A 17,830-nucleotide genomic window follows, 5' to 3' on the forward strand; every position below is an offset into this window, starting at 1 on the left:
GCGCCGATCGCGATGGATGAGGGCCTGCGGTTTGCGATCCGCGAAGGCGGCCGCACCGTCGGCGCCGGCGTCGTCGCCAAGATCGTCAAGTAACGCGACGAAGCCACGGCCGGCCGGGCGGGGTGGGTCGCGGAGGCGGCCCACCCCGCCTGCATTTCGGGGCTGGCGCATCGAGGATGGCGGGAAGGAGGCCGGGGATGCAGGGGGTGGAACTGGCCGGCTTCGGCCGGCGCCTGGCGGCACAGCTGATCGACCTGCTGTGGCTGCTGCCGCTGTCGGTGCTGCTGGGCACCGTGGGCGCCCTGCTCAATGGCGGGGAGTTGTCCTTGGGCGGCGAGGCGATGGCCAACATCATCGGCGCGCTGGTGGTGCTGCTGTTCTGGGCCGACCGGCAGGGCACGCCGGGCAAGCTGGTGCTGGGGCTGCGCATCGTCGATGCCGAGACCGGCGGGCCGCCGCGGTTTTCCCGCCTGGTGCTGCGCTACTTGGGCTACCTGCTGTCCGCCCTTCCGCTCTGCCTCGGCTACCTCTGGATGCTGTGGGATGCGCGCGGGCAGACCTGGCACGACAAGATGGCGCGCACGCTGGTGATCCAGGAGCCGCGGCGCCCCCCCGCTGCCGGTCGCCGCGGATAGGCGTTTCCGGCCCCTCGACAGGCCGCTTCGGCTGGGATAGAGGGCTCCCCTCGCGCGGACCCGTAGGGGCGTAGCTCAATTGGCTAGAGCGCCGGTCTCCAAAACCGGAGGTTGGGGGTTCGAGACCCTCCGCCCCTGCCAAGCGGCCGCGTGAGCGTCGTGGCCGCTTCCCCCCGCCGCGGGGGGCGGCGGGCGCGCAGCCCGGGAATTTCGTCGCCATCGCCTAATCCGCAAAGGGGCCCGTCTTGGCCAAGTTCGATCCCGCACAGTATGTCCGCGAGGTGCGGCAGGAAGTGGGTCGCGTCACCTGGCCTTCGCGCAAGGAGACGCTGATCACCACCGGGCTTGTGCTGGCACTTTCGGCCGTGGCGGCGGTGTTCTTCCTGGTGGTCGACCAGATCATCGCCTTCGCGATGCGCTGGCTGTTCGGGGTGGGAGCCTGAGGCGGATCATGGCTGACAAGAAGTGGTACGTCGTCCACGTCTATTCGGGCTTCGAGAAGAAGATCTCCCAGCAGCTGCGTGAGCAGGCGGCCCAGAAGGGGCTGGCCGATGCCTTCGAGGAAATCCTGGTGCCGGCCGAGGAGGTGGTGGAAGTCCGCCGCGGGCAGAAGACCAACCAGGAACGGAAATTCTTCCCCGGCTACGTGCTGGTGAAGATGGAAATGACCGACGACGCCTGGCACTTGGTGAAGAACACACCGAAGGTCACCGGCTTCCTCGGCGAGAAGAACCGGCCGACGCCGATCCGCGAGGCGGAGGCGCAGCGCATGCTGAAGCAGGTTCAGGACGGTGCGGACAAGCCGAAGCGCCCCGCCATCATCTTCGAGGTCGGCGAGCAGGTGCGCGTGGCCGACGGCCCCTTCACCAGCTTCAACGGCACGATCGAGGAAGTGGATGAGGAACGCGGTCGCGTGAAGGTCTCGGTTTCCATTTTCGGGCGCTCGACGCCGGTGGAACTGGAATACGGGCAGGTCGAGAAGGTCTGAAGGCGCGGCCGGGGCCCCCGCGGGTCCCGGCAACGCCATCCGCTTCAGGCCGGCTGGCGGCCCGGCGGCAGGCCGCCCACCGCCGCACAGGGTCCTCCCTGCCCCAGCGGTGCTGCGCGACACCGGCCGGTCGCGGCGCTTCATGAAGCCCCTCGTCGCAGGCGCTGGCCCGGCGCCGTCTCAGCTGCTTCGTCCCGGACGCGCGCCGCAACGGCGGCGGTTGCGTCGTCCTGGCAACCGGGCTGTAGTCCGGCACCAGGGTGGAACGGGCCGCTGCATGAACGTTGCCGACCATATTCTTTCGGTGCTGGCCAAGGCGGGCGTCAGGCGGATCTATGGCTATCCCGGCACGCCGCTGGTGCCGCTGCTGGCGGCGCTGGCGCGGCAGGATCCGCGGCGGCCGGACAGCATCCAGTGGGTGCTGATGCGGCATGAGAATGCCGCGGCCCTGGCCGCCGCGGCGGAAGCCAAGCTGACCGGCCGGCTCGGTGTCTGCATGGTCACCTCCGGCCCCGGCGCGCTGCAGGCGGTCTGCGGGGTGATGGATGCGCAGCTGGACCGCGCGCCGCTGCTGCTGCTCTCCGGCCTGGTGCCGCGCGCCCATCAGGGGCACTGGGATTTCCAGGATATCGACCAGGCGGCGCTGTACCGGGGTCTGCTGCCGGCTTCCGTCGCCTGCATCTCCGCCGGCCAGGCCGCCGCGCTGCTGCGGGCGCAGGTGGCGATGGCCGTCTCGCGCGGCGTCGCCACCCACCTCGCCCTGCCACCGGACCTGCTGGCCGAGACGCTGGCAGCCGATGATGCGCGCTTCGCCCCGCCGCCACTCGGCGCCATGCAGGAACGGCGGGTGGCGCTGCCGGCCCTCTCGGCCGCGGCGCGGCTGCTGGGAGAGGCGCGGCGCCCGGTGGTGGTGGTGGGAAGGCGCGCGCATGGCGCGGGGGCGGAGATCCTCAACCTGGCGGAGCGGCTGGATGCGCCGGTGATCGCGGCGCTGGACGGCAAGGGCGCGGTCGATGAGAGCCACCGGCTCTATCTCGGCGTGCTGGGCATCTTCGGTTTCCCCGGCATCGCCGCCACCGCGCGGGTCGTGGCGGAGGCGGATCTGGTGGTGGCCTTCGGGGTGGAGAACCTGAAGCCCTTCCTGACCGATGGCGCCCATGTGCAGCGCCGCGCCGTGCTTCAGGTGCAGCCGGAGCCCGCCTTCCTCTCGGCGGAATATGAAAGCCTTGATGCGCTGTCCGGCCCGATGCCGGCCATCGCCACCGCGCTGGCCATCGCGCAGCGGCCCGCGCCCTCCGGCGGGCGGGTGCTGGAACTGGCGGCGGAGCGCCTGGCGGTGATGGAGGATGTGCTGGCCCGGCTGGAGCAGGCGGAGACCGCGGCGGCGACCCCCCTGGCCACCCCCTTGGCCAACCCGCTGGACTTCCTGCTGCAGCTCAACACCCGGCTGGGCCCAGACCATGTGCTGGCCGTGGATACCGGCAGCCATACCATCTGGGCGGCGCTGTTCCTGCGGCTGAAGCATGGCCAGCGGATGCTGGTCAGCGCCCGGCTCGGCACCATGGGGTTCTGCCTGCCGGCGCTGATCGCGGCGCAACTCGCGGAGCCCGGCAAGCGGGCCATCGGCCTGATCGGCGATGGCGGCTTCGGCATGACGGGGATGGAACTGGCCACGGCCGCGGCGCTGCGCCTGCCGATCATCCTGGTGGTGGTCAACAACGGCGTGCTGCAGAACGTGTCGGCGCAGCAGGCCGAACCCTGGGGCGTGGCGCTGGCCAATCCGGATTTCGTCGCCCTGGCCCGGGCGCATGGCGGGGATGGTGCCGCGGTGGATGGCCGCACCGACCTCGACCAGGTGCTCGACCGCGCCTTTGCGCCGCGCGACATGCCCTTCCTCATCGACCTGCGCTGCGACCCGGCCCTGCTGGCCCCCCTGTCGCGGTGGGAGGCGGCGGGCCAGCAGGGCGGCTAGCGCATTTTCAAGCCTTGCGGCTTCGCAAGGCGACTCGGAACATGCGTCGAAACAATAAGCTGGAGCCGTTCCACCGTCCTCGCTGGCGATGAAACGGCTTTAGGTTCTGCACTCATAAAGCTTGCGTCGCGCGGGCTGGATTGATTCAAGGCTCCCGAATGGTTGGAGCCTTGGGATGGCACGGTTTGACCTGACGGACGGGGAATGGGCGATCATCTCGCCCCTGCTGCCGAACAAGCCACGCGGCGTCGCGCGAGTGGACGACCGGCGCGTGCTGAACGCGATCTTCTACGTGCTGCGTACCGGCTCGCCCTGGCGGGACCTGCCGGAGCGTTACGGCCCCTACACGACGGCCTACAACCGCTACAACCGCTGGGCCAAGGCGGGCGTGTGGCTGCGCATCTTCGAGGCGCTGGCGGCTCGCTCGCCGCAGTCCCTCCATCTGATCGACAGCTCGATTGTACGCGCCCACCAGCATGCGGCAGGCGGAAAAAAGGGGGGCCGGATCACGCCATCGGTCGCTCTCGTGGGGGACTGAGCACGAAGATCAACGCCGTGGTCGACGGAGCTGGGCTGCCGGTCGCGCTCTCCATCGCCCCGGGCCAGGCCTCCGACAAGGCTGCCGTGCCGGACCTCGTCGAACGTATCGCGCCGGGGCGGGATCTGATCGCTGACCGCGGCTACGACGCAGTGGCCATACTCGACCTTGTCGCTGCTCGCGGTGGACAAGCCCACATCCCTACCCAGCGGGACCGCAAGGTGCAGCGTTCCGTCCCGCCCGAACTCTACCGCGAGGGCAACCTCGTCGAGCGCTTCTTCAACAAGATGAAGCACTTCCGACGTATCGCCACCCGCTTCGACAAGCTCGCCCGCAACTACCTCGCCGCCCTACACCTCGCCGCCGCTCGCCTCTGGGCTCGCGCTTACGAGTCCACGACCTAGGCCCCGGCCTGCCGGAAAGCCGGCCCGGGCTGGACAGCGCGCGCTGGCCCCGCTATACGCCCGCCCTCGCGAGCGAGCCCGGAAGCATTCCGGGCTGTTTTGCGTCGCATGGAACGCGGGAGACTTCCCTCCGGAAGTCGCAGGCACCGCGGTCCTCAATGAGAGGATGCCTCGCCGATGGCGAAGAAGATCGTTGGCTACATCAAGCTGCAGGTGCCGGCGGGCAAGGCGAACCCGTCGCCGCCGATCGGACCGGCGCTCGGTCAGCGCGGCCTGAACATCATGCAGTTCGTGAAGGAATTCAACGCGGCGACGCAGCAGATGGAGCCGGGCACCCCGACCCCGGTGGTCATCACCGCTTTCTCGGACCGCACCTTCTCCTTCATCACCAAGACCCCGCCGAACACCTACTTCCTGATGAAGGCCGCCAAGATCGAGAAGGGCAGCCTGACCCCCGGCAAGGGTGCGACCGTCGGCCGCGTTACCAAGACGCAGCTGCGGGAGATCGCGGCGGTGAAGATGAAGGACATGAACTGCACCGACATCGAGAGCGCCGTGCGCATGCTGGCCGGTTCCGCCCGATCGATGGGCATGACGGTGGTGGAGGGCTGAGCCATGGCAAAGCAGGGCAAGCGCCTCAAGGCGATCGTCGCGGGCCTCGACCAGGCCAAGATCTACGCGCTGGATGAGGCCATCAAGCTGGCCAAGGCCAATGCGAAGGCGAAGTTCGACGAGACCATCGAGATCTCGATGAACCTCGGCATCGACCCGCGCCATGCGGACCAGATGGTGCGCGGCGTGGTCGGGCTGCCGAACGGCACCGGCAAGACCGTGCGCGTGGGCGTCTTCGCCCGCGGCGCGAAGGCGGAGGAGGCGCTGGCCGCCGGCGCCGACGTGGTGGGCGCGGACGACCTCGCCGCCGCCGTGCAGGAAGGCAAGATCGACTTCGACCGCTGCATCGCGACGCCGGACATGATGGCGCTGGTCGGTCGCCTGGGTAAGGTGCTGGGCCCGCGCGGCCTGATGCCGAACCCGCGCCTCGGCACCGTGACCATGGACGTCAAGGGCGCCGTGCAGGCGGCCAAGGCCGGCCAGGTGGAGTTCCGCGCCGAGAAGGCCGGCATCGTCCATGCCGGCATCGGCAAGGCGAGCTTCGAGGCCGACAGCCTGCTGGCCAATGCGCGCGCCTTCATCGAGGCCATCCAGCGCGCCAAGCCGACCGGCGCCAAGGGCACCTATGTCAAGAAGGTCTCGCTGAGCTCCTCCATGGGGCCGGGCGTGAAGGTGGACCTGGCGACGCTGTCCGCCAGCTGAGACCCTGGCCGGCCGCCCTTGCGGGCGGCGGGCCAACGAAATTCGGTGCCCCTGGCGGGGTGCCGGGCAGGGCAGGGGTGCAATCCCCTGCCCGAACCTGTCGGAGACCTCCTGTGGCGCCCGGCCTTGGCCGGATGCCTTGAAGCGGCGCAGGCCGCGCAGGTGAGAGACGGGGTGCCGCAGAGTTCCGCCGGACCGGATGCCACGGCATCCGGGCCTGGCTTGGCTTGGTCGGTCCCGTTCCAGCAGGCCTTGCGGGGTGGTTTTCATCCCGCGCTTGAACCGGCCGAGGCCCCTCCACAAGGCCCAGGCCAATTACGGAGACGGACGTGGACCGTACGGAAAAGCAGGCCTTCGTGCAGGCCCTGCAGGCGGTGTTCGCGGAGACGTCCTTCGTCCTCGTCAGCCAGAACAAGGGCTTGACGGTGGCGGATGCGACGACGCTGCGGCGGCGCATGCGGGATGCCGGCGCGACCTACAAGGTCGCGAAGAACCGGCTGGCCGCGCTCGCCCTCGATGGCACCAGCTTCCAGGGCATCTCGCCGCTGCTGAAGGGACCGACCGCGCTGGCGTGGTCGAGGGACCCGGTGGCCGTGGCGAAGACCGCCGTGGATTTCGCCAAGGCGAACGACAAGTTCGTGATCCTTGGCGGGGCGCTGGGGAAGCAGACGCTGGACGCCGATGGCGTCAAGGCGCTCGCCACCCTGCCGTCGCTCGAGACCCTGCGTGCGCAGCTTCTGGGCCTGATCCAGACGCCGGCGACGCGGATCGCGGGCGTGCTGCAGGCCCCCGGGTCGCAGCTTGCGCGGGTGTTCTCCGCGTATGCCAAGAAGGACGAGGCGGAGGCCGAGGCGGCCTGATCGGCGTCCTGCCGCCCCGCGGACGCCGCCCCTGGCGGCGCCGGGCGGATGCGGCAGGCCACCATCGGACCACCTGCACTGCCTGACACACCGGCCCGGCGGGGATGTGCCCCGCTTGGGCCTTGCAAATACCAAGCCAAGCCATTACATCGAAGGATACACACATGGCCGACCTCGCAAAGCTGGTTGACGAGCTCTCCAGCCTGACCGTCCTGGAAGCCGCCGAGCTCTCCAAGATGCTGGAAGAGAAGTGGGGCGTTTCCGCCGCGGCTCCCGTCGCGATGGCGGCGGCGGCGCCGGCTGGCGCCGCGGCCGCGGCCGCCCCGGTCGAGGAGAAGACCGAGTTCACCGTCACCCTGAAGGCCGCGGGCGACAAGAAGATCAACGTGATCAAGGAGATCCGTACCATCACCGGGCTCGGGCTGAAGGAAGCCAAGGACCTGGTCGAGGGTGCGCCGAAGGTCGTGAAGGACGCGGCGAGCAAGGACGAGGCTGCCAAGATCAAGAAGGTGCTGGAAGACAACGGCGCCGTGGTCGAGATCAGCTGAGGCCCTTGCACGCCCGTCCCGGCCCCTCCCGGCAGGGTCGGGCGTGCGAATTCCCGTCGGCGGGCCTTCGGTTCGCCGCCGGGCGACATATCTAGGGGAACGGGCGGAACTCCCCAGGGGGAGTCCCGCCCGCGCCCGCGTTTGACGATGAAACGCCGCTTGGTTGGGGCTGCGGGACTTTCCCGGCGCCCGGACAATCGGCGAGAGGCGGTATTCCTCCGGGCGCGGTGCGCAGCCGGCAGGCATTGGAAGCGGGACAGGCATGAACGCTATCACCAAGTCGTTCACCGCGCGCAAGCGCATCCGGCGGTCTTTCGGGCGGCTGCCCGAAGTCGCGCCGATGCCCAACCTCATCGACGTGCAGCGCGCCTCCTATGAGGCGTTCCTGCAGATGGGGGTGGACCCGGATGTCCGCCTGCATGCCGGATTGCAGGAAGTCTTCAAGTCGGTCTTCCCGATCGACGATTTCGGTGGCCGCGGCCGGCTGGAATTCGTCCAGTACGAGCTGGAGGAGCCGAAATACGACGTCGAGGAATGCATCCAGCGCGGCCTGACCTTCGCCGCCCCGCTGAAGGTGCGGCTTCGCCTCATCGTCTGGGACGTGGATGAGGATACGGGTTCTCGTTCCGTGCGCGATATCAAGGAGCAGGACGTCTACATGGGCGACATGCCCCTGATGACGGACAACGGCACCTTCATCGTCAACGGCACCGAGCGCGTCATCGTCTCCCAGATGCACCGTTCCCCGGGCGTGTTCTTCGACCACGACAAGGGCAAGACGCACAGCAGCGGCAAGTACCTGTTCGCCGCGCGGGTCATTCCCTATCGCGGCTCCTGGCTCGACTTCGAGTTCGACGCCAAGGACATCTGCTACGTCCGCATCGACCGCAAGCGCAAGCTGCCGGCGACCACGCTGCTCTACGCGCTGGATTCCGCCTGGACCCAGAAGCAGCGCGCCGAGCGTGCGGCCGCCGGGCTGCCGCCGCTCGAGATCGGCGAGGTCCGCGGCATGGATGCCGAGGAGATCCTGAACGCCTTCTACGGCCAGGTCGCCTTCACGCGCGGCCCCAAGGGCTGGTCGCGGCCCTTCGATCCGGATGCCTTCCGCGGCGTGAAGCTGGCCGAGCCGCTGATCGATGCCCGCAGCGGCGAGGTGGTGGCCGACAAGGACACCAAGCTGACGCCGCGCGCCGCGCGCAAGATCGCCGAGGGCGGCACCACGGAAGTGCTCGTTGGTCGCATGGACCTGCTCGGCCGTTTCGTCGCCGAGGACATGGTGAACATGGAGACCGGCGAGATCTGGGCCGAGGCCGGCGAGGAGCTGACCGAGCCCAAGCTCGCCGCCATCGAGGAAGCGGGTCTGGACCGGCTGGCGACGCTGGCCATCGACCAGTCCGCCGGCCCGTGGATGCGCAACACCCTGGCCGTCGACAAGAACGGCAACCGCGACGAAGCGCTGATGGACATCTACCGGGTGATGCGCCCGGGTGAGCCGCCGACGGCCGACACGGCGGAGACGCTGTTCCGCGGCCTGTTCTTCGACAGCGAGCGCTACGACCTGTCGGCCGTCGGCCGCGTGAAGATGAACATGCGTCTCGGCTTCTCCGCCGAGGAGGTGGCCGACACGCAGCGCACGCTGCGCAAGGAAGACATCGTCGAGACGCTGCGCGTGCTGCTGCAGCTGAAGGACGGCAACGGCTCCATCGACGACATCGACAATCTCGGCAACCGCCGGGTGCGGTCGGTGGGCGAGCTGATGGAGAACCAGTACCGCGTCGGCCTGCTGCGCATGGAGCGCGCGATCAAGGAGCGCATGGGGTCGGTCGATATCGACACCGTCATGCCGCATGACCTGATCAACGCGAAGCCGGCCGCGGCCGCGGTGCGCGAGTTCTTCGGCAGCAGCCAGCTGTCGCAGTTCATGGACCAGACCAACCCGCTCTCCGAGGTGACGCACAAGCGCCGCCTGTCGGCGCTTGGCCCGGGAGGCCTGACCCGTGAGCGCGCCGGCTTCGAGGTGCGCGACGTGCACCCGACGCATTACGGCCGCATCTGCCCGATCGAGACGCCGGAAGGCCCGAATATCGGCCTGATCAACAGCCTGGCCACCTTCGCGAAGGTGAACAAGTACGGCTTCATCGAGACCCCCTACCGCCTGGTTCGGGAAGGCCAGGTGGTGGGCGCGCCGCGCTACCTCTCTGCCATGGAGGAGGAGCGCCTGGTGGTGGCGCAGGCCGATGCCGGGCTGGACGCCGACGGCAAGCTGACCGGGGAGCTCGTCTCGGTCCGCGACGGCGGCGATTTCCGCCTGGTGAAGCCGGAGGAGGTGACGGCGATCGACGTCTCCCCGAAGCAGCTGGTCTCCGTCGCCGCGGCGCTGATCCCGTTCCTCGAGAACGACGACGCCAACCGCGCGCTGATGGGCTCGAACATGCAGCGCCAGGCCGTGCCGCTGATCCAGGCGGATGCGCCGCTGGTCGGCACCGGCATGGAAGCGGCGGTGGCGCGCGACAGCGGTGCCACCATCGTGGCCCGGCGCGACGGCATCATCGACAGCATCGACGGCGCGCGCATCGTGGTGCGGGCGACGGGCGATGACGGCACGACGCGCGGCGTCGACATCTACCGGCTGCGCAAGTTCATGCGCTCCAACCAGTCCACCTGCATCAACCAGCGCCCGCTGGTGAAGGTGGGCGACCGGGTGCAGTCCGGCGAGATCATCGCCGACGGTCCGTCCACGGAGTTCGGCGAGCTCGCCCTCGGCCGCAACGCGCTGGTCGCGTTCATGCCCTGGAACGGCTACAATTTCGAAGACAGCATCCTGATCAGCGAGCGCATCGCGCGCGACGACGTCTTCACCTCGATCCACATCGAGGAGTTCGAGGTCAACGCCCGCGACACCAAGCTGGGCCAGGAGGAAATCACCCGCGACATCCCGAACGTGGGTGAAGAGGCGCTCCGGAACCTGGACGAGGCGGGCATCGTCTACATCGGTGCGGAAGTGCAGCCGGGCGACATCCTGGTGGGCAAGGTCACGCCGAAGGGCGAGAGCCCGATGACGCCGGAGGAAAAGCTCCTCCGCGCCATCTTCGGCGAGAAGGCCTCCGACGTCCGCGACACTTCGCTGCGCCTGCCGCCGGGCGTGGCGGGCACCATCGTCGATGTCCGCGTTTTCAGCCGCCGCGGCGTCGACAAGGACGAGCGCGCCATGGCCATCGAGCGCGCCGAGATCGAGCGCCTGGCGAAGGACCGCGACGACGAGAAGGCGATCCAGGAACGCTCCTTCCATTCGCGCCTGCGTGAGCGGCTGCTGAACCGCAAGGCCTCGGGCGGCTTCCGCGGGGTGAAGGCCGGCACGGAAATCACCGACGAGGTGCTGGACCAGTTCGCCAAGCAGACCTGGCGCCAGATCGGCGTGCAGGACGATGCCGCCATGGCCGAGATCGAGGCGCTGAAGCGCGAATTCGACGCGGCGGTGGAGCGTCTGCAGAAGCGCTTCGAGAGCAAGGTCGAGAAGCTGCAGCGCGGCGACGAGCTGCCGCCCGGCGTGATGAAGATGGTCAAGGTCTTCGTCGCGGTGAAGCGCAAGCTGCAGCCGGGAGACAAGATGGCCGGCCGGCACGGCAACAAGGGTGTCGTCTCCCGCGTCGTGCCGATCGAGGACATGCCGTTCCTGGAAAGCGGCCAGGCCGTGGATCTGGTGCTGAACCCGCTGGGCGTGCCGTCGCGCATGAATGTCGGGCAGATCCTGGAGACGCATCTCGGCTGGGCCTGCGCCAATCTCGGCCGCCAGATCGGCGACATGGTGGAGGAGTACCGCCGCGGCGGCGCGATGCGCGAGGAGCTGATCGCCAAGCTGCGCGAGGGCTATCCTGACGAGACCATCGCCCGCGAGATCGAGCCGATGGACGACGACCAGCTCATCGAGTTCTGCGAGAACCTGAAGAAGGGCGTGCCGATCGCAACCCCGGTCTTCGACGGGGCGCGGATGGCGGATATCGAGGGCATGCTGACCAAGGCCGGGCTAGACAAGTCGGGCCAGTCCTGGCTGACCGATGGCCGGACCGGCGAGCGGTTCGAGCGCAAGGTGACGGTGGGCTACATCTACATGCTGAAGCTGCACCACCTGGTGGACGACAAGATCCACGCGCGGTCCATCGGCCCGTACAGCCTCGTCACCCAGCAGCCGCTGGGCGGCAAGGCGCAGTTCGGCGGCCAGCGCTTCGGCGAGATGGAGGTCTGGGCGCTGGAAGCCTACGGCGCCGCCTACACGCTGCAGGAGATGCTGACGGTGAAGTCGGACGACGTCTCCGGCCGCACCAAGGTCTACGAGGCGATCGTGCGCGACCAGGACAACTTCGAGGCCGGCGTGCCGGAATCCTTCAACGTGCTGGTGAAGGAATTGAAGTCGCTCGGCCTGAACGTGGATCTCGAGAACCGGCCCGGCTGATCGCTGATTTGACTGCCCCGCGCCGGCTTCGGCTGGCGCGGGTCTCTCCCTTTTCGTGGCGCGAGGCCGCAGGGCTGACGCGCCGGACGGAGTGGACCGCATGAACGAACTGATGAAGATCCTCGGCCAGACCGGCCAGGCCATGACCTTCGATCAGATCCGCATCTCGATCGCCTCGCCGGAGCAGATCCGCTCCTGGTCCTATGGCGAGATCAAGAAGCCGGAGACGATCAACTACCGCACCTTCAAGCCGGAGCGGGACGGGCTGTTCTGCGCCCGCATCTTCGGGCCGATCAAGGACTACGAGTGCCTGTGCGGCAAGTACAAGCGCATGAAGTTCCGCGGCATCATCTGCGAGAAGTGCGGCGTGGAGGTGACGCTGGCCAAGGTGCGGCGTGAGCGCATGGGCCATATCGAGCTGGCCAGCCCGGTCGCGCATATCTGGTTCATGAAGTCCCTCCCCAGCCGCGTCGGCCTGATGGTCGACATGTCGCTGAAGGAGCTGGAGAAGGTCCTGTACTTCGAATCCTATGTGGTGCTGGAGCCGGGCCTGACCGACCTCAAGCTGCACCAGCTGCTGACCGAGGACCAGTACCAGAACAAGCAGGACGAGTTCGGCGAGGACGCGTTCAGCGTCGGCATCGGCGCGGAAGCGGTGAAGCAGATGCTGGCGGCGATCGAGCTGCAGAAGGAAGCCGCGCAGCTGCGCGCCGACCTGAAGGAGACGACGTCCGAGGCCAAGCGGAAGAAGCTCGTCAAGCGGCTGAAGATGCTGGAAAGCTTCGGCGAGGGCGGGGCGCGGCCGGAGTGGATGATCCTGGACGTGGTGCCGGTGATCCCGCCGGAGCTGCGGCCGCTGGTGCCGCTGGATGGCGGCCGCTTCGCGACGTCGGACCTGAACGACCTGTACCGCCGCGTGATCAACCGCAACAACCGCCTGAAGCGGCTGATCGAGCTGCGCGCGCCGGACATCATCGTGCGCAACGAGAAGCGCATGCTGCAGGAGGCGGTGGACGCGCTGTTCGACAATGGCCGCCGCGGCCGCGCCATCACGGGCGCGAACAAGCGCCCGCTGAAGTCGCTGTCCGACATGCTGAAGGGCAAGCAGGGCCGCTTCCGGCAGAACCTGCTGGGCAAGCGCGTCGACTATTCCGGCCGTTCGGTCATCGTGGTGGGCCCGGAGCTGAAGCTGCACCAGTGCGGCCTGCCGAAGAAGATGGCGCTCGAGCTGTTCAAGCCCTTCATCTACTCGAAGCTCGAGAAGTACGGCCACGCCACCACGATCAAGGCCGCGAAGCGGATGGTGGAGAAGGAGCGTCCCGAGGTGTGGGACATCCTTGAGGAGGTGATCCGCGAGCATCCGGTGCTGCTGAACCGCGCGCCGACGCTGCACCGCCTGGGCATCCAGGCCTTCGAGCCGACGCTGGTCGAAGGCAAGGCCATCCAGCTGCACCCGCTGGTCTGCACCGCCTTCAACGCGGATTTCGACGGCGACCAGATGGCGGTGCATGTGCCGCTCTCCCTGGAAGCGCAGCTTGAAGCCCGCGTGCTGATGATGTCCACCAACAACATCCTCAGCCCGGCGAACGGCAAGCCGATCATCGTGCCGAGCCAGGACATCGTGCTCGGGCTCTACTACCTCTCGCTCGAGACCCCTGAATACAAGGTGGCGGAGGAGGAGAAGGCCCCGGCCTTCGCCTCGATCGGCGAGATCGAGCAGGCGCTGGCCGCCGGCGTGATCAACCTGCACAGCAAGATCCGCGCGCGCCGCAAGGCCGCCGACAAGGACGGCAACATCGTCACCGAGCGCGTGGTGACGACGGCCGGCCGCATGTTCATGGGCGCGCTGCTGCCGCTGCACCCGGCGGTGCCCTACTCGCTGATCAACCGCCAGCTGACCAAGAAGTCGATCTCCGACGTCATGGACGCGGTGTACCGCCATTGCGGCCAGAAGGAATCGGTGATCTTCGCCGACCGCCTGATGGGCCTCGGCTTCCGCCATGCGGCGAAGGCCGGCATCTCCTTCGGCAAGGATGACATGGTCATCCCCGAATCGAAGACCGCGATGATCAACAGCACCAAGGATCAGGTGAAGGAGTTCGAGCAGCAGTATCTCGACGGCCTGATCACCGCCGGTGAGCGCTACAACAAGGTGGTCGACGCCTGGTCGCGATGCACCGAGGAAGTGGCGCAGGCGATGATGAAGGAGATCATGAAGCAGGAGATCGGCAAGCCTGCCAACTCCGTGTGGATGATGTCCCATTCCGGTGCGCGTGGCTCGCCGGCGCAGATGCGCCAGCTGGCCGGCATGCGCGGCCTGATGGCCAAGCCCTCGGGCGAGATCATCGAGCAGCCGATCATCTCCAACTTCAAGGAAGGTCTGACCGTGCTGGAGTACTTCAACTCCACCCACGGTGCCCGCAAGGGCCTGGCCGACACCGCCTTGAAGACGGCGAACTCGGGCTACCTGACCCGCCGCCTGGTGGACGTGGCGCAGGACTGCATCATCGTCGAGGATGATTGCGGCACCGAGCGCGGCATCACCGTGCGCGCCGTCATGGATGGCGGCGAGACGGTGTCCAGCCTGTCCGAGCGCATCCTGGGCCGGACGACGCAGGAAGACGTGATCGACCCGGCCGATGGCCAGGTGCTGGTGAAGATCGGCACGCTGGTGGAGGAGCCGGAGGCCGAGATCATCGAGAAGGCGGGCGTGGAGGCGGTGAAGATCCGCTCCGTGCTGACCTGCGATGCCCGCGTCGGCGTCTGCGGCATGTGCTACGGGCGCGACCTGGCGCGCGGCACGCCGGTGAACACCGGCGAGGCCGTGGGCGTCATCGCGGCGCAGTCCATCGGCGAGCCGGGCACCCAGCTGACGATGCGCACCTTCCACATCGGTGGCGCGGCGCAGCGTGGCGCGGAAACTTCCGCCGTCGAGGCGATCGCCGATGGCACGGTGAAATTCCTGAACCGCCAGGTCGTCATCAACAGCCAGAACGCGGCCATCGTCATGAGCCGCAACTGCGAGGCGGTGCTGTACGACGTGAACGGGCGGGAGCGCGGCCGCAACCGCGTGCCCTACGGCGCCCGCCTGCTGAAGGAGGAGGGGGAGGCCGTCACGCGTGGCCAGAAGCTGGCCGAGTGGGACCCCTTCACCCTGCCGATCATCACCGAGCGCCAGGGCAAGGTCGAGTTCGCCGACATGCTCGAGAACATCACCCTGATCGACCGCACGGACGAGGTGACGGGGCTGAGCTTCAAGGAGGTGGTGGAGTACAAATCCACCGGCCGCGGCGCGGATCTCCGCCCGCGCCTGATCCTGCGCGACGCCAACGGCCATGTGGTGAAGCGCGAGAACGGGTCCGAAGCCATCACCTTCCTGCCGCCGGGCTCGATCCTCTCGACCGAGAACGGCAAGGAGGTGAATGCCGGCGACGTCATCGCCCGCATGCCGCGTGAATCGTCGAAGACGCGCGACATCACCGGCGGTCTGCCGCGGGTGGCGGAGTTGTTCGAGGCGCGGCGCCCGAAGGATGCGGCGATCATCGCCGATGTCGACGGGCGGGTGGAGTTCGGCAAGGACTACAAGGCCAAGCGCCGCATCCTGGTGGTGCCGGAGCAGGTCGGCGACGAGCCCGCCACGCCACGGGAATACCTGGTGCCGAAGGGCAAGCACGTCTCGGTCCAGGAAGGCGACTACGTGAAGGCCGGCGACCCGCTGGTGGACGGCCCGCGCGTGCCGCACGACATCCTGCGGGTGCTGGGCGTCGAGGCGCTGGCCAACTACCTGGTGAACGAGGTGCAGGACGTCTATCGCCTGCAGGGCGTGAAGATCAACGACAAGCACATCGAGGTGATCGTTCGCCAGATGCTGCAGAAGGTCGAGATCCTGGATCCGGGCGATACGACCTACCTGGTCGGCGAGACGGTGGAGCGCATCGAGTTCGAGATCGAGAACGAGAAGCGCCTCGCCGCCAAGGAGCGTCCGGCACGGGCCGAGCCGGTGCTGCAGGGCATCACCAAGGCGTCGCTGCAGACCACCTCCTTCATCTCTGCCGCCTCCTTCCAGGAGACGACCCGGGTGCTGACCGAGGCCGCCACGGCGGGCAAGGTGGACAACCTTATGGGCCTGAAGGAAAACGTGATCGTCGGGCGCCTGATCCCGGCGGGCACCGGCTCCGTGATGAACAAGCTGCGCGCGGTGGCGGCGCAGCGGGACCGGGGGCGCCTGCCGGCCTCCCCGGCGCCGATCGCCGGCCCGGCACGGGCGGCGGAATAGGACGGAGGCGGGCCGGGGCGGCCTCGGGGCGGGAAAGACACCCCCCCCCGAACCGCCGACTCGGCGCGCCTCGCTTGACTCACCCGGGGCGGCCGGATATATCGCGCGGCCTTGGACGGAAACGGCGCAGCCTGCGCCCAAACGGCCAGGCTGATTTTGGTCTCCAGCGACGCGCTTCCGGCACCGCCTCCCATCGGGGGGGCCTAGGCCGGGGGTCGGACAGGGTGCCCGCAGGGAAGTGCCACTTGGCCTTCCACGCGGGCCGATCTGTTTGCGGCGATGGGACGGACGAGACGAGCACGAAGGGGCGTCATGCCGACGATCAACCAGCTCATCGCCCAGGGGCGTGAGCCTATCGCGAAGCGGAACAAGGTTCCGGCCCTGCAGGGCAGCCCGCAGAAGCGTGGCGTCTGCACGCGCGTCTACACGACCACGCCGAAGAAGCCGAACTCGGCGCTTCGTAAGGTGGCCAAGGTTCGCCTGACGAACGGCTACGAAGTGGTGAGCTATATCCCCGGCGAGGGCCACAACCTGCAGGAGCACTCCGTGGTGCTGATCCGCGGTGGTCGCGTGAAGGACCTTCCGGGCGTCCGCTATCACATCCTGCGCGGCGTGCTCGACACGCAGGGCATCGCCAAGCGTCGCCAGCGCCGGTCGCTGTACGGCGCCAAGCGTCCGAAGTGAGGAACTGAGAGATGTCGCGCCGCCATAGCGCCACCAAGCGCGAAGTCCTGCCGGACCCGAAGTTCGGCGACCTCGTGCTGAGCCGTTTCATGAACGTGCTGATGTACGACGGTAAGAAGAGCACCGCCGAGGGCATCGTCTATGCGGCGATGGACACGCTGAAGCGTCGTGCCGGCGCCAACGCCGACCCGCTGGGCGTGTTCCATCAGGCGATGGACAATGTGAAGCCGGCCGTCGAGGTCCGCTCGCGCCGTGTCGGTGGCGCCACCTACCAGGTGCCGGTCGAGGTTCGCCCGGAACGGCGCCAGGCGCTGGCGATCCGCTGGATCATCGACAGCGCGCGCAAGCGCGGCGAGCACACGATGGAAGACCGCCTGTCCGCCGAGCTGATGGATGCCGCGAACAACCGTGGCTCCGCCGTGAAGAAGCGCGAGGACACGCACCGGATGGCAGAGGCCAACAAGGCCTTCAGCCACTATCGTTGGTAAGTCGCGCTGACGCGCGACGTAAGGACGCGCAGGCGCGCGGCACCGCTGGTAACACGATCCGATCCTGAGGATTTGACACAATGGCCAAGGCGAAATTCGAGCGGAACAAGCCGCACTGCAACATCGGCACGATCGGGCATGTGGACCACGGCAAGACGTCGCTGACGGCGGCGATCACGAAGACGCTGGCGAAGACGGGCGGCGCGACGTTTACGGCGTACGACCAGATCGACAAGGCGCCGGAGGAGCGTGCGCGTGGCATCACGATTTCGACGGCGCATGTGGAGTATGAGACGGCGAACCGTCACTACGCGCATGTGGACTGCCCGGGCCACGCGGACTACGTGAAGAACATGATCACGGGCGCGGCGCAGATGGACGGCGCGATCCTTGTGGTGTCGGCGGCGGACGGGCCGATGCCGCAGACGCGGGAGCACATCCTGCTGGCGCGGCAGGTTGGCGTTCCGGCGCTGGTGGTGTTCCTGAACAAGGTGGACATGGCGGACCCCGACCTGCTGGAGCTGGTGGAGATGGAGGTGCGTGAGCTGCTGAGCAGCTACAACTTCCCGGGTGACGACATTCCGATCATCCACGGCTCGGCGCTGTGCACGCTGGAAGACAAGCAGCCGGAGATCGGGGAGCAGGCGGTGCTGAAGCTGATGGAGGCGGTGGA

At 68.2% G+C, this 17,830-nt stretch carries 14 protein-coding genes, 1 tRNA gene and 1 pseudogene; all 16 read left to right on the forward strand.

Annotation, left to right across the window (positions count from 1 at the left end):
- Positions 1–93, forward strand: a 93-nt coding sequence (locus tag HEQ75_RS25680) for an EF-Tu C-terminal domain-related protein (protein ID WP_209318762.1), incomplete at its 5' end; no start/stop codon positions are given.
- Positions 94–197: 104 nt separating this feature from the next.
- Entirely contained in the window at positions 198–635 is a 438-nt protein-coding gene (locus HEQ75_RS25685; RefSeq protein WP_168034983.1) for an RDD family protein, read from the forward strand.
- Between the two features lie 64 nt (positions 636–699).
- A tRNA-Trp gene (locus tag HEQ75_RS25690) sits at positions 700–776 on the forward strand.
- Between the two features lie 104 nt (positions 777–880).
- The gene (secE, locus tag HEQ75_RS25695; protein WP_168034984.1) at positions 881–1,078 is read left to right on the forward strand and encodes a preprotein translocase subunit SecE; all 198 of its coding nucleotides are present in this window, start codon (positions 881–883) and stop codon (positions 1,076–1,078) included.
- An 8-nt stretch (positions 1,079–1,086) separates the two neighbouring features.
- On the forward strand, positions 1,087–1,623 hold the full coding sequence (nusG, locus tag HEQ75_RS25700; protein WP_168034985.1) for a transcription termination/antitermination protein NusG: 537 nt from the start codon (positions 1,087–1,089) through the stop codon (positions 1,621–1,623).
- Between the two features lie 277 nt (positions 1,624–1,900).
- Entirely contained in the window at positions 1,901–3,595 is a 1,695-nt protein-coding gene (locus HEQ75_RS25705) for a thiamine pyrophosphate-binding protein (RefSeq protein WP_168034986.1), read from the forward strand.
- A gap of 175 nt (positions 3,596–3,770) precedes the next feature.
- Positions 3,771–4,537, forward strand: a pseudogene (locus tag HEQ75_RS25710) (IS5 family transposase).
- A gap of 177 nt (positions 4,538–4,714) precedes the next feature.
- A complete protein-coding gene (gene rplK, locus HEQ75_RS25715) occupies positions 4,715–5,149 on the forward strand; it encodes a 50S ribosomal protein L11 (protein WP_168034988.1) in 435 nt (144 codons plus the stop codon).
- 3 nt (positions 5,150–5,152) lie between these two features.
- Positions 5,153–5,851: a 50S ribosomal protein L1 gene (gene rplA / locus HEQ75_RS25720; protein WP_168034989.1), complete on the forward strand. Its 699-nt coding sequence runs from the start codon at positions 5,153–5,155 to the stop codon at positions 5,849–5,851.
- A gap of 329 nt (positions 5,852–6,180) precedes the next feature.
- The gene (rplJ, locus tag HEQ75_RS25725) at positions 6,181–6,711 is read left to right on the forward strand and encodes a 50S ribosomal protein L10 (protein WP_168034990.1); all 531 of its coding nucleotides are present in this window, start codon (positions 6,181–6,183) and stop codon (positions 6,709–6,711) included.
- A gap of 164 nt (positions 6,712–6,875) precedes the next feature.
- Positions 6,876–7,259: a 50S ribosomal protein L7/L12 gene (rplL, locus tag HEQ75_RS25730; protein ID WP_168034991.1), complete on the forward strand. Its 384-nt coding sequence runs from the start codon at positions 6,876–6,878 to the stop codon at positions 7,257–7,259.
- Positions 7,260–7,521: 262 nt separating this feature from the next.
- Positions 7,522–11,709 carry a DNA-directed RNA polymerase subunit beta gene (rpoB, locus tag HEQ75_RS25735; RefSeq protein WP_168034992.1) on the forward strand — a complete coding sequence of 1,396 codons (4,188 nt, stop codon included), beginning with the start codon at positions 7,522–7,524 and terminating at the stop codon, positions 11,707–11,709.
- Positions 11,710–11,809: 100 nt separating this feature from the next.
- A complete protein-coding gene (rpoC, locus tag HEQ75_RS25740) occupies positions 11,810–15,985 on the forward strand; it encodes a DNA-directed RNA polymerase subunit beta' (protein WP_168034993.1) in 4,176 nt (1,391 codons plus the stop codon).
- 312 nt (positions 15,986–16,297) lie between these two features.
- The gene (gene rpsL, locus HEQ75_RS25745; RefSeq protein ID WP_168034994.1) at positions 16,298–16,669 is read left to right on the forward strand and encodes a 30S ribosomal protein S12; all 372 of its coding nucleotides are present in this window, start codon (positions 16,298–16,300) and stop codon (positions 16,667–16,669) included.
- A gap of 11 nt (positions 16,670–16,680) precedes the next feature.
- Entirely contained in the window at positions 16,681–17,157 is a 477-nt protein-coding gene (gene rpsG / locus HEQ75_RS25750; RefSeq protein ID WP_168034995.1) for a 30S ribosomal protein S7, read from the forward strand.
- Between the two features lie 80 nt (positions 17,158–17,237).
- Positions 17,238–17,830, forward strand: a 593-nt coding sequence (locus tag HEQ75_RS25755; RefSeq protein WP_168034996.1) for a GTP-binding protein, incomplete at its 3' end; no start/stop codon positions are given.

Source organism: Falsiroseomonas selenitidurans (genome assembly GCF_012103215.1).
GTDB lineage: Bacteria > Pseudomonadota > Alphaproteobacteria > Acetobacterales > Acetobacteraceae > Falsiroseomonas > Falsiroseomonas selenitidurans.

What these genes read in the sequence shown, in the direction of transcription:
- HEQ75_RS25685 (WP_168034983.1), top strand. Translation starts at nt 198, where the DNA reads ATGCAGGGGGTGGAACTGGCCGGCTTCGGCCGGCGCCTGGCGGCACAG.
- nusG (WP_168034985.1), top strand. Translation starts at nt 1,087, where the DNA reads ATGGCTGACAAGAAGTGGTACGTCGTCCACGTCTATTCGGGCTTCGAG.
- HEQ75_RS25705 (WP_168034986.1), top strand. Translation starts at nt 1,901, where the DNA reads ATGAACGTTGCCGACCATATTCTTTCGGTGCTGGCCAAGGCGGGCGTC.
- rplK (WP_168034988.1), top strand. Translation starts at nt 4,715, where the DNA reads ATGGCGAAGAAGATCGTTGGCTACATCAAGCTGCAGGTGCCGGCGGGC.
- rplA (WP_168034989.1), top strand. Translation starts at nt 5,153, where the DNA reads ATGGCAAAGCAGGGCAAGCGCCTCAAGGCGATCGTCGCGGGCCTCGAC.
- rplL (WP_168034991.1), top strand. Translation starts at nt 6,876, where the DNA reads ATGGCCGACCTCGCAAAGCTGGTTGACGAGCTCTCCAGCCTGACCGTC.
- rpoB (WP_168034992.1), top strand. Translation starts at nt 7,522, where the DNA reads ATGAACGCTATCACCAAGTCGTTCACCGCGCGCAAGCGCATCCGGCGG.
- rpoC (WP_168034993.1), top strand. Translation starts at nt 11,810, where the DNA reads ATGAACGAACTGATGAAGATCCTCGGCCAGACCGGCCAGGCCATGACC.
- rpsL (WP_168034994.1), top strand. Translation starts at nt 16,298, where the DNA reads ATGCCGACGATCAACCAGCTCATCGCCCAGGGGCGTGAGCCTATCGCG.
- rpsG (WP_168034995.1), top strand. Translation starts at nt 16,681, where the DNA reads ATGTCGCGCCGCCATAGCGCCACCAAGCGCGAAGTCCTGCCGGACCCG.